The sequence below is a fragment of the Brachybacterium sp. AOP3-A1-3 genome, assembly GCF_052378285.1.
Taxonomy (GTDB): Bacteria; Actinomycetota; Actinomycetes; order Actinomycetales; family Dermabacteraceae; genus Brachybacterium.
In genome coordinates, this window is record NZ_JBQSXM010000016.1 from 58,666 (window position 1) to 69,774 (window position 11,109).

Here is an 11,109-nt window from a genome sequence, read left to right on the forward strand (position 1 = left end):
GCTGGGACGGGGACCGCGTCGCGACGTCGCCGCTTCGATGAAGCGGCGCACAGCAGATGGCCGGCGGCTCCCGGCGGCCCGACCGGCAGCTCAGAGCAGGGGCAGCAGGTCCTGCCAGACGGCGCGCATGATCTCCGCGGCGCCCCGGCCCTCCAGATGCGAGGTGATCGTGATGACCGCGTCCTGCTGGGGGAGCACGAGGATCAGCTGACCGTAGGCGCCGTCGGCCCGCCAGGCACCGTCGGGCGTGGACTGCCAGATCCCGTAGCCGTAGTGGACGCTCTCGGGCTCGGCGTCCCCGGTGGCGACCCAGGCGCCGTCGGCATGCATCGCGTCGATCCAGGTGGCGGGCACCAGCTGGGCACCCTCGTGCTCGCCGCGCTGCAGCAGGAGTCGGCCGATACGCGCCAGCTGCCAGCTCTTGAGGTGCAGGCCGGTCGCGCCCCAGCTGTGCCCATCACGGGTGGTGTGCCACTGCGGGTTGAGGAGGCCCAGCGGTTCGAACAGTCGCGGCATCAGCCAGTCGCGCATGCTCTGCCCCGTGCGCTCGCTGATCACGCGGGAGAGCAGGAAGATCGAGCCGTTGGAGTACTCCCAGCGCTCCCCCGGCGTCGCGATCAGGTCGGTGCCGAGGAACAGCGCGGTGAGGTCCTCGTGATCGCGCTGCTCGTCGAGGAACCCGAGGATCGGGGAGCCGGAGGTCATCGTCAGCAGATGCCGAAGACGCACCTGGTCCATGCCGCGGCCGTAGCCGTCAGCCGGTGCGGGGAGGTGGTCCACCACGAGATCCTCGACGTCGAGCAGCCCCTCGCCGGCAGCAATGCCCACGGCGAGCGCGGTGACCGTCTTCGAACAGGAGTAGATGTTCTCGACTGTGTCGTCCATGAAGCGGTGAGAGACGTCCTCGCGGCCGGCGCGGTGCACGTGGATCGCCCGCACGCCGAGGTCCCGCTCGAGGATCCGCTGGCGCAACGGGAGCAGCAGCAGCTCGTCGCTGATCCCCGAGGAGTTCGCCGACTGCGCGGCGGGAGCTGCGGGAGTGGTCCCTGCGGGGGTGGTCTCTGCGGGGGTGGTCACTGGGCTGGCGGCATCGGCGGGGCTCATGCGTCGACCCTATGGCGCGTGAGGCTCGCCGTCATCGGCAGCCCAGGATCCGCGGTCCAGCATCTGCAGTCCACGATCTGCAGTCCACGATCTGCAGTCCGGCGGCAGAACAATACCTGAGTCGGATACATGGATCACGAAATCAGGCAAGAATAGGAAAAGTCGTCGGCCCAGCTGGCAGCTCACCTTCCCCGGACCTCCTCTCGGCGCCGTCGCCGACCAGAACGAAAGGCGACCATGGCCGCCCTCCGTCGCTACGTCTTCCCCCTGATCTGGATGCTGATCCTCGCGGTCATCGCCCTGTCCCTCGCCCGCATGGCGTTCTTCCCCGCCGATGCCTCCGAGGCCGACGAGGATCCCGACGTCCCCACCGCCGAGTTCGACCAGTATGCGGTGGTGCCCGTCGAGACGTCCGACATCGCCTCGGCGCTGACGCTCCCCGCCACGGTGCAGCCCGATGAGGGCACCGAGCTGAAGGCCACCGACGAGGGCGAGATCAACAAGATCTGGGCCCGCGAGGGCGACACCGTCGAGAAGGGTCAGCGCATCCTGCAGGTGCGCGTCCCCGAGGAGCCTGCGCCGGTCGACATTCCGGCCGAGATGCCCGCCGAGGGAACGGCCGACGGCGAGGACCCGAGCGGAGAGGGCGCCGACGCGGAGCCCGTCGAGCAGCCGGCACCGCAGCCGGTGCAGACCGAGCAGCAGTACAGGTACCTCACCCTGTACGCCAACGCCCCCGGGAAGATCACCGGCCTCACCCTCGCTGAATGGGAGTCCGTCGCCACCGGCGACGTCGTCGCCACGATCTCGCCCGGGACCTACTCGATCGTCGCCGAGCTGACCCCCGAGCAGCAGCTCTCCCTGCTCGACGTGGACATCGACGCCTCCGCGATCCTCCCCACCTCCACCGATCCGGTGCACTGCAAGGCCCCCGGCATCACCGAGGACACCGAGGTCGAGAAGCCCGAAGCCCCCCAGATCGACCCGATGACCGGCGAGGAGAACACCTCGAGCGTCTCTGCCGCCCAGCTGGAGTGCCCCGTCCCCGACGGCACCCGGATCGTCCCGGGCCTGAGCGTCGAGGTGACCGTGAAGCTCGGCTCCGCGAGCGGCGTGCTCAGCGTTCCCACCACCGCGGCCGAGGGCACGGGCGAAAACGGCACCGTGTACGTGCTCGACGAGGTCACCGGGGAGCCGAGCCCCGTCGAGGTCACCCTCGGCCTGCGCGGCGACGGGGTCGTCGAGATCACCGAGGGCCTCGAGGAGGGCCAGGAGATCCTCCAGTTCGTGCCCGGCGTGGACAACCCCGAGGCCGACATGGGCGGCGGTGAGATGTGGTGAGCACGCCGCCTCCCCTGCTCGAGCTGCGCGAGCTGCGCCGCTCGGTGCGCCTGCCCAGCCGGGAGGACCTCCACATCCTGCGCGGCATCGACCTCACCGTGCAGGCCGGTGACCACGTCGCCGTCGTCGGCCGCTCCGGATCGGGCAAGTCCACCCTGCTGAACCTGCTGGGCCTGATCGACCGCCAGACCAGCGGCGAGCTGCTGTTCGACGGGGCCGACGTGTCCCGCCTCGGCGACCGCCGACGGGCCCGCCTGCGCGGCGCCTCCATCGGCTTCGTGTTCCAGCAGTTCAACCTGCTGGAGCGCCGCACCGCCCTGGAGAACGTGATGATGCCGCTGATGTACGGCAGCGCCGGCCAGTTCTGGCGGCGCGAACGGCTCGCGATGGAGATGCTCGACCGGGTGGGTCTGGCCGACCGCGCGCAGCAGCAGCCCAGCCGTCTCTCCGGCGGCGAGCAGCAGCGCGTCGCCGTGGCCCGCGCCCTGGTGCGCAGGCCACGGCTGATCCTCGCCGACGAGCCCACCGGCGCCCTCGACGTCACCACCGGCGAGGCCGTCATGGCACTGCTGGACGAGATCGCCCGGGAATCCGACGCCGCCCTCGTGACCATCACCCACGACCTGCAGGTCGCCGCCCTCTCGCGGCGCTCCTACCTGCTGGACGAGGGAGTGCTGAACGACGTCGGCAGCACCGGGGCGCAGGATGCGCTCTCGGCGACCGTCGGCCTCCGCGCCGGGCGCGAGGCGGTCGCCGCTTCCACCGCTTCAGGATCTCCGTCCGCTCCGGGCGCTTCTCGCCAGGAGGTCCAGGCATGACCGGGTTCCTCGCCTCGATCGTCGAGGCCTATGGCGAGCTGCGCGTGAACAAGGGCCGCATCCTGCTGTCGTTGATCGGTGTGGCCTTCTCCGTATTCGCCCTGACCGCGGTCATGGGGGCCGGCGGGATGCTCGGCAGCTCCCTGCTGCAGTCCTCGGAGAAGAGCAGCGGACGGGACACCGTGCTGGCGATCAGCTCGATGGGTGACATGGGGATCACCCTGGACGAGTTCGGCAACGAGGTGGCCGCGCCCTCCGGCGACCAGGACCAGCTCACCGGCGCGGAGCTCGATGAGCTCGTGTTCTCGCAGATCGATCGACTCGGCATCGAGCATCGCACCCGCCGCGCCTACGCGGACGTGCGGATGCAGACCACGCAAGGAGTGCAGACCTCTGCGCTCAACGGCGTGGACCCCTCCTACGCCACGATGTACCGGATGCAGGTCGAGCAGGGCCGGTGGATCTCCGACTCCGACCAGCACCGCCTGGCACCGGCGCTGGTGGTGAACCAGCCCCTGTACGAGACCCTCGGCAGACCGGAGCTGGGCACCGAGCCCGTCACCCTGTACGGACCCACGGGTGCGCAGGAGTCGGGGCAGGCGATCATCATCGGCGTGCTCCCCCCGGACGCCTCGACCGACTATGGCCCGCAGGCGTACATCGCCACCGACGGCCTGGCCGCGGTGCCCGGCTATGACAAGAACACTCCGACCGCGTCCGAGTACCTCGTCTGGGTACCGCCCGAGCAGGCCGACGCCGTGCGAAGCCAGCTCTCCAGCGCCCTGTCGGGCAGTGGTGCGGGCAGTTTCGACGTGTACCCGACCTCGTTCGCCATGGAGGAGATGTCCGTCTTCAAGGTCTTCGGGTATGCGGTAGCGGGCGTGGCCGTGGTGATCCTGCTGCTCGGCGCGATGGGACTGGTGAACATCTCCCTGGTCACGGTGCGGTACCGGGTGCGGGAGATCGGGATCCGCCGTTCCTACGGCGCTACCGGGGGCCGCGTGTTCTTCGGGGTGCTCATGGAGTCGGTGGTCGCCACCGTGCTGGCCGGAGCCGTCGGCGTGGGAGCAGCGGTCGCCCTGGTCAAGTCGTCCTTCGTGACGGATTTCTTCCGCGACCAGGGCTTGGTGGACCTCCCGCCGTTCCCGGTGGACGCCGTGGTGGTGGGCCTGCTCGCCGCGACCGCCGTGGGCGTTCTCGCCGGCGCCCTGCCCGCGATCATCGCCACCCGCATCAAGGTGATCGACGCGATCCGGAGCTGAGCGTGGGCGTGAGGGCCCGCCTGGTCGGGAAGGTCCGTCCCCGGCGCGCCGGCCCGACGACGCAGCAGCGCGTCCCGGGCATCCGCCGGCTCAGGGCCGGTAGACGGTCCTGGGCCGCAGCGGGTTGCTGATCGAGGGACCGTCGATGCTCACCTCTGCGCCCTCGAAGCGCACCTTCGAGATCCAGATCTGGCGGCCGGGGTCCTGGCCGATGTGGTCGGGATGCCAGGCGTGGTAGACGTACCAGATGCCGTCCGAGGTGCTCACCGGCATGCCGTGCCCCGGCCCGGCGGCCACGTCGTTGGCGGAGAGGACGGGCTGGTCGGAGAGCTTCGTCCACGGCCCGTCGATCGCGTCGGCGACCGCCACGCCCACCCCGTAGGTCTCGTTCCAGTACTCGCCGGCGGAGTAGAAGAGGTAGTACCGGCCCTCGTGCGTGATGATCGCGGGCCCCTCGATCGTGTAGATCTCCCAGGCCTGATCTCGTTCGAGGATGCGGCTGCGCTCACCCTCGAGGGAGTGTCCGTCGTCCGCGAGACGCTGGGCGAACAGGAACGAATCCTGATCGGCGGCGTTGCCGTCGTTCTTCCACAGCAGCCACAGCGAGCCGTCCTCGTCGCGGAACGGCGAGGCGTCGATGCAGCCGCCCTCCTCGGGGGTGGACAGCAGCGGGGCGGCCGCCGAGTCGAGGAAGGGCCCCTCGGGCTGGAGCGCGACGGCGACCCCGATCGCCTGCCGGTCCGTGGCCCGCTCCCAGGCGGTGTAGTAGGCGTGGTATCTGCCGTCCACCTCGATGACCTCCGGGGCCCAGTGCCTGCCGCTGTTCGCCCACGAGGCGATCACGGGCTGGCCGTCGCCCACCCGGCGCCAGGTCACGAGGTCCGGGGACCTCAGCACCGGCATGTTCCCGGCGGCGCCTGCCGTCGAGTACAGGTAATACCCCTGGTCCACGCGCAGGATGCCGGGGTCGGGCTGGTTGGTGGCGATCACGGGGTTGGTGTATCCGGCCGCGGCGCTGGCGGCGGGGAGGCCTGCCCCGACTGCGGTCGCCGTGAGGGTTCCTGTGGCCAGGAGGGTGCGGCGGGAGAAGCGGGCGAGGGGCGTCATCGTCGTCGTCCTTTGTGGGATGGCGGCCGTGCGGCGGTGCCCGACCACCAGTATTCCTACGTGAGAATTCCCGAGGTGTCCAGGTTTCGCGGACGATTCGGTCCGAACGGACGGCAGGTTCGTGTCAGATCAGCACGGGATCCGGCACGGGCGCGTCGGCGGCGCGGCCGACGGGCTCGAGCAGGCGCAGGCCGTCGCGTCGACTGACCACCACGACGATCACGGCCGTGACGACGAGCAGGGCGATCGCTGCGGCGGCGCCGCCGGCCAGGGCGGCGTCGGCGTGGACCGGTCCGGCCTCCGTGCTCGCGAGCGCGGCGGCGGAGGTGCCGGGAGCGGCGACTGCCGCGCCGAGCGCCCCCACGCCGGCTCCGGCGCCGCTCCCCGCGGCCAGCGCGGAGACGATCAGCGCAGCACCCGTCGTGGTGGCGGTGAACAGGATCGGGAGCTCGAGGCCGCCCGTCTTCCAGGCGAGCACCGCGGCGGCGAGCGCTGCAGCCAGGGCGGGGAGCATCACGGCGGCGGTGGCCTCGCGGCCGATGACGGCAAGCGCGGCGACCACGAGAACGGCGATCACGGGGCTGCGCAGCCACGTGCCGACGGCCTGGAGCACGAGGCCTCGCAGCGCCAGCTCGAGCCCGACGGCCTGCAGCGGGACCAGGATCAGCACGAGCAGCACCACCAGGAGCAGCTGGAGGATCGGCGCTCCCCCGTCGGCCGCGGAGGTTCCACCTGCTGCCGGCGCACCGTCGGATCCGGTGCCCATCAGGCCACCGGCGAGCGCCGCGACGGCGACCACCACCAGGGCGCCGAGCACGGCGAGGAGGATCGTGGAGCGCAGGCGTTCGCGCCGCGGCCGGGCGGCGACGGACCACGTGGGACCGAGCGGACGCCAGCCGCCGATCCGCACGCCGATCACTCCGGCGGGCCACCACAGCGCGCCCATCGCGAGGGCGATGCCCACGTCCAGCGGGCTGGTCGGATCACCGCTGGTGACGCCGATCGCGACGTTCACACCGGGGGCGAGCGCGAGCACGAGGATCGTGAGCACCAGCAGCACAGAGGCCAGCACGACGTAGGCAATGAGGGCGGCGACGACGGTCAGCAGCGGTCTGCTCCAGGCGGACCAGGCCGGGCGCAGCGTCGCCAGGCGGTGATAGGGCGTGGGTCGTGCGCCGGGCTCGGAAGGCCTGGCGTCGGCGGAGGCGGCACCGTTCATGCGGCGTGCTCCGCGCTGTCCGCGCCGCTCTCGGTGATCTGCCGACGACGATCCTCCTGGGCGCGGGCCTGCGCGGCATGCGCCTGGGAGGCCGCGGCCGACAGGCCGAGGTCCTCGATGCTGAGCGCCTGGGCGAGCGGTCCGAAGGGATGCTCGCTGGTCAGCGTGCCGTCGGCCGTGAGATGCACGAGCTCGCCGGAGTCCAGGAGGCGCCAGGCGGGGTCGTCGTCCAGGGGCTCGCTCGCGAGGACGACGGAGTTCGCGCCGCGGGCATCCTCGCTGCGTGCGCGCACGGCCAGGGAGTCCGAGGACTGCTCGATGCGGTCGCTCTGCGTCTCCGCAGTGGCGGGACGCTCGAGGATCCACAGCTCGTTGGTGGCCGGCAGACGCACCGCGACGAGCTCCTCCCCCTTCATGACCAGGACGTTCACGGAGTACACGGGGACATGGGCGGCGATCCAGCTCAGCGCGGCGGTCACGCCGGCGCGCAGGTCGCCACCGTGGGCGGCCACCTCGCCGGTGATCAGCGCGGCCATCCACTCGCTGTCGGTGGAGCCGAGGACGTGGTGGGCGGCGCCGAGCTCGGCGACCCGCCGCCGCATCTCCTCGGTGACCTCCAGGACCCCGTTGTGGGCGCTGATGATGCCGTCCTGCAGGAACGGGTGGGTGTTCTCGTCGCAGTGCCCGGAGCCGGAGGAGAGGCGCAGGTGCGCGAGCATCGCCCGGGAGCACAGCGTGGTCGCGAAGTCGGTGAACGCCTCGGACTCGTAGGCGGCGACGGGGCGCTTGCGGATCCGCGGCTCGCCGTCCTCGTCGATCCACCCCAGGCCCGTGCCGTCGGCGTTGAACCGCGACTGGCTGAGCAGGGAGTAGGGCGCATCGAGCAACCAGAGATCGGCGGTGACGGGGCGGTCGGAATGAAGAGCGAAGAGTCGGCACATGGCATCTCCACTGTAGAACTCCCTGGCTGGGGGCGCAGTGAGGGGAACCACGATCGCACCACCCGGCACGGTCCGGTCCTGGTCCCGCGGGACCGCGCGGGTGTCCGGGGGGCGCGGTACCGTCGGACCACGAACCCATCGCCTCCTTCGACGACGAGGACTCCGCGGATGAGCAGTTCCCCCGGCCCCCTCACACCGCCGCCCCGGCCGCGACCGACGCCCTCCAACGGGCCCCTGGGGCCCGGAGAGCCGACGGTCCCCGCCCCTGACGTCGTCGTGCTCATGACCGATCAGCAGCGAGTGGGCTGCACGGCGGCCCAGGGCGGTCCGGACACGATGCCGCGCACCGATGCGCTGCTCGCCGCGGGTACGAGGTTCGACCGGGCCTACACCACCTCCCCGGTCTGCGTCCCGGCCCGCACGAGCCTGCTCACCGGTCGCTTCCCGACCGCCCACCGGGTGCGGCAGAACAGCACCGCCGGGCATGCGCTGTACGGGGCGGACCTGCTGGACGTGCTGCGCGGGGCGGGGTACTCGCTCCATTTCAGCGGGAAGCCGCACATGCATCCGGGAGCAGAGGACTTCGACAGCTACACCGGGCCGTTCTTCCACGACAGCGGCCCCGCCCGGCCCGCCACCGGCGACCCCGCCGGCTTCGAGGCCTGGCTGCGCGCCCTGGACCACGGCGTGGCGGAGGAGCCCACGCCGTTCGAGGTCGCGGACCAGTTCCCCGCTCGCATCGTCGACGGCGCCCTGCACGCCCTCGAGCAGGCTCCGACGGACCGTCCCCGCTTCCTCTGGGTCTCCTTCCCCGAGCCGCACAACCCCTACCAGGTGCCCGAGCCGTACTTCAGCATGTTCGAGGACGAGGTGCCCGAGCGGGAGACCGACGCGAGTGTGCTGGACGGCATGGACTGGCGCTTCCGGTGGCTGCATCGGCTGATCGAGGAGAAGCGGCCCGGCTTCGATCGGTCCTGGCGGCGCTATCGTGCGAACTACCTCGGGATGCTGCGGCTGATCGATGATCAGATCGGACGGCTGCTGGACGCCATCGAGTCCTCCGCCCGTCCCACGATCTTCGTGGTGCTCGCCGATCACGGAGACTTCACCGGGGAGTACGGGCTGCAGCGCAAAGGTGCCGCCATGCCCGATGCACTGAAGCGCATCCCCCTGGGGTTCAGCGGACCCGGCATCTCCGCGCAGGAGCGCCACGAGCTGGTCTCGATCATCGACGTGCTGCCCACCCTCGCCGAGCGCCTGACCGGGGAGATCCCGCCCGGGGTCCAGGGACGCTCCCTCGACCCGTTGCTGCAGGGCCTTCCTGCCCCCGCCGAGGAGTTCGGGTCGATCCTCGGCGAGCTGGGCTACGGGGGCGTGTCCTACGAGGAGACGGATCGGCCTCCTCTCCACTTCTCCTACGAGGGGGCGAGCTTCGACGAGCTGAACTCGGTGACCCTGGGCGGGGAGATGCGCATGCTCGTGCGCGGCCACCACAAGCTCGTGGTCGACGACCGCGGCCACGACACCCTGCACGATCTCCTGGCCGATCCGCTGGAGACCCACGATCTCGCGGCCGACGCCGACCACCAGCAGCTCCGGGCGGAGCTCCGCCGCGAGCTGGTGCGATGGATGATGCGAGCGGCCGATGACCTCCCCGTGGGCGCCTACACGCCGCGCACCCGGCCGCACAACTGGCGCTGGGTCTGAGGACCACCCGTCGGGACCCACCGCGTCAGGGCGCCCGAGCCATCCCCTCCGGCCCGTTTCGTCCGTCGGCCACCGGTGGCACGATCAGCAGCACGAGGGATCGCGACGCGGTCCCGCCCCTGAGGAGGAACCATGCCCCGTTCCACGCCCTACATCTCGTTCCCCGGCAATGCCGCCGAGGCCATGCCCTACTACGCGGAGGTCTTCGGGGGCACCCTCGAGCTCAACACCTACGGCGACAACCCCATGGAGGGCATGCCGTTCACTCCCCCGCCGGAGTCCGTCGCCCACGCCCAGCTGGACGGCGGCCTGCTCACCCTCGCCGGGGGCGACGACATCGGGGAGGACATGCAGCCGCTGGACGGATCGGCCTACTCCCTGATGGTGATGCCGGGGTCGGTGGCCGATGCAGAAGCCCTCATCGAGAGGCTCACCTCGACCGGGGCGAGCATCGAGATGCCCTTCGCACAGGCTCCGTGGGGCGATCACTACGGGCAGGTCAAGGACCGCTTCGGCGTGCTCTGGCAGATCGACGTGCCCGGCACGCAGGGCTGAGGCGCCCGCAGCGCCGCCCCTCCGCGGAGGGGCGGTGGCACGCACGGCGGGCGCGGAACCGGTCACGTCCGGGAAGACCGCGCCCGCCTGCCGCGTTGCCCCTGTCATGAGCTCTTCCCTCCATCGCACCCTCGGGATCCTCGGCGCCGGCAAGGTCGGCACCGTGCTGGCCCGCCTCGCCCTCGCCGCCGGGCACGACGTGCTGATCTCCGGTTCCGGCGATCCCGAGAAGATCGAGCTGATCACCCAGATCCTGGCCCCCGGGGCACAGGCCGTGACCAACCAGGAGGCCGCCGAGCGTGCCGACCTCGCGATCCTCGCGCTGCCCCTGGGCAAGCACGCCTCGATCCCGGCCGACGCGCTCGCCGGGAAGATCGTCGTGGACGCCATGAACTACTGGTGGGAGACCGACGGGCACCTCGAGCAGTTCTCCCACGCGGGGGCGTCGACCAGCGAGTTCGTCCAGGCGCAGCTGCCCGGGGCGCGCGTCGTGAAGGCCTTCAACCACATGGGGTACCACGACCTCGAGGACCTCGCCCGCCGTGTGGCTGGCGAGCACGACGCCCGCGAGAATGACGCCCACGGGCTCGACAACCACGGACCCGACAGCCACGAGGCCCCGGCTCCTCGGGCGGCCATCGCGATCGCCGGACCGGCTCCGGCCGCGGGAATCGTCGCCGAGCTGGTGGACGAGCTCGGCTTCGACCCGGTGGTGATCGGCTCGCTGGCGGAGGGAGTGCGCCTGCAGCCCTTCACGGAGGCCTTCGGCGCGGGGATAGACGCCGCCTCGCTGCGGGCGGTCGTGGACCGCTTCCCTCAGACCGACAGGGGCCGCGAGGTGCTCTCGGCGCTCGGCGCGGACACTGCCACGGGCGCCGACGGGCTGGTCGACGAGGTCGACGACGCGCTGGCCGACGAGAGGGTCTGACCCCGACCCCGCTGCGGCTCCCACAGCTCCAGGCCCGCGCGCTTCGAGTGCCACCACCAGATCCCGGCGCTCAGCAGCAGCATCGGCACCAGGGCGAGGGCAAGGCCCAGGAAGCCCACCTCTCCCT

The 11,109-nt window shown here is 71.5% G+C and carries 10 protein-coding genes; 6 read left to right on the forward strand and 4 right to left on the reverse strand.

What is annotated here, in order from left to right; all coding sequences use genetic code 11:
• Positions 1-90: 90 nt before the first annotated feature.
• On the reverse strand, positions 91-1,104 hold the full coding sequence (locus ACT3T5_RS16015) for a serine hydrolase domain-containing protein (protein WP_444594877.1): 1,014 nt from the start codon (positions 1,102-1,104) through the stop codon (positions 91-93).
• A 237-nt stretch (positions 1,105-1,341) separates the two neighbouring features.
• Between ACT3T5_RS16015 and ACT3T5_RS16020 the strand changes: the two genes are divergently transcribed.
• Genes ACT3T5_RS16020 through ACT3T5_RS16030 form a run of 3 tightly spaced genes read left to right on the forward strand, consistent with a single transcriptional unit; the run spans position 1,342 to position 4,525 of the window.
• Positions 1,342-2,445: an efflux RND transporter periplasmic adaptor subunit gene (locus ACT3T5_RS16020; protein ID WP_444594878.1), complete on the forward strand. Its 1,104-nt coding sequence runs from the start codon at positions 1,342-1,344 to the stop codon at positions 2,443-2,445.
• A complete protein-coding gene (locus tag ACT3T5_RS16025) occupies positions 2,442-3,263 on the forward strand; it encodes an ABC transporter ATP-binding protein (RefSeq protein ID WP_444578859.1) in 822 nt (273 codons plus the stop codon). The genes ACT3T5_RS16020 and ACT3T5_RS16025 overlap by 4 nt, the downstream gene beginning before the upstream one ends.
• Complete coding sequence (locus ACT3T5_RS16030) at positions 3,260-4,525, forward strand: ABC transporter permease (protein ID WP_444578858.1); 1,266 nt, start codon at positions 3,260-3,262, stop codon at positions 4,523-4,525. Before ACT3T5_RS16025 ends, ACT3T5_RS16030 begins: the two co-directional genes overlap by 4 nt.
• Positions 4,526-4,615: 90 nt before the next feature.
• On the opposite strand, the gene ACT3T5_RS16035 is transcribed toward ACT3T5_RS16030, so the two are convergent.
• From ACT3T5_RS16035 to ACT3T5_RS16045, 3 genes are all read right to left on the reverse strand, one after another.
• Positions 4,616-5,632, reverse strand: coding sequence for a glycoside hydrolase family 43 protein (locus ACT3T5_RS16035; protein ID WP_444578857.1), 1,017 nt, complete (start codon positions 5,630-5,632; stop codon positions 4,616-4,618).
• 124 nt (positions 5,633-5,756) lie between these two features.
• The gene (locus ACT3T5_RS16040) at positions 5,757-6,851 is read right to left on the reverse strand and encodes a CAAX protease (protein WP_444594879.1); all 1,095 of its coding nucleotides are present in this window, start codon (positions 6,849-6,851) and stop codon (positions 5,757-5,759) included.
• Entirely contained in the window at positions 6,848-7,792 is a 945-nt protein-coding gene (locus ACT3T5_RS16045; RefSeq protein WP_444578855.1) for a class II glutamine amidotransferase, read from the reverse strand. Before ACT3T5_RS16045 ends, ACT3T5_RS16040 begins: the two co-directional genes overlap by 4 nt.
• A gap of 168 nt (positions 7,793-7,960) precedes the next feature.
• Here ACT3T5_RS16045 and ACT3T5_RS16050 point away from each other — a divergent pair, with 168 nt between their 5' ends.
• From ACT3T5_RS16050 to ACT3T5_RS16060, 3 genes are all read left to right on the forward strand, one after another.
• Positions 7,961-9,499: a sulfatase-like hydrolase/transferase gene (locus ACT3T5_RS16050; RefSeq protein WP_444594880.1), complete on the forward strand. Its 1,539-nt coding sequence runs from the start codon at positions 7,961-7,963 to the stop codon at positions 9,497-9,499.
• 132 nt (positions 9,500-9,631) lie between these two features.
• Positions 9,632-10,054: a VOC family protein gene (locus ACT3T5_RS16055; RefSeq protein ID WP_444594881.1), complete on the forward strand. Its 423-nt coding sequence runs from the start codon at positions 9,632-9,634 to the stop codon at positions 10,052-10,054.
• Positions 10,055-10,160: 106 nt separating this feature from the next.
• A complete protein-coding gene (locus tag ACT3T5_RS16060; protein ID WP_444594882.1) occupies positions 10,161-10,982 on the forward strand; it encodes an NADPH-dependent F420 reductase in 822 nt (273 codons plus the stop codon).
• The last annotated feature ends 127 nt before the right edge of the window (positions 10,983-11,109 follow it).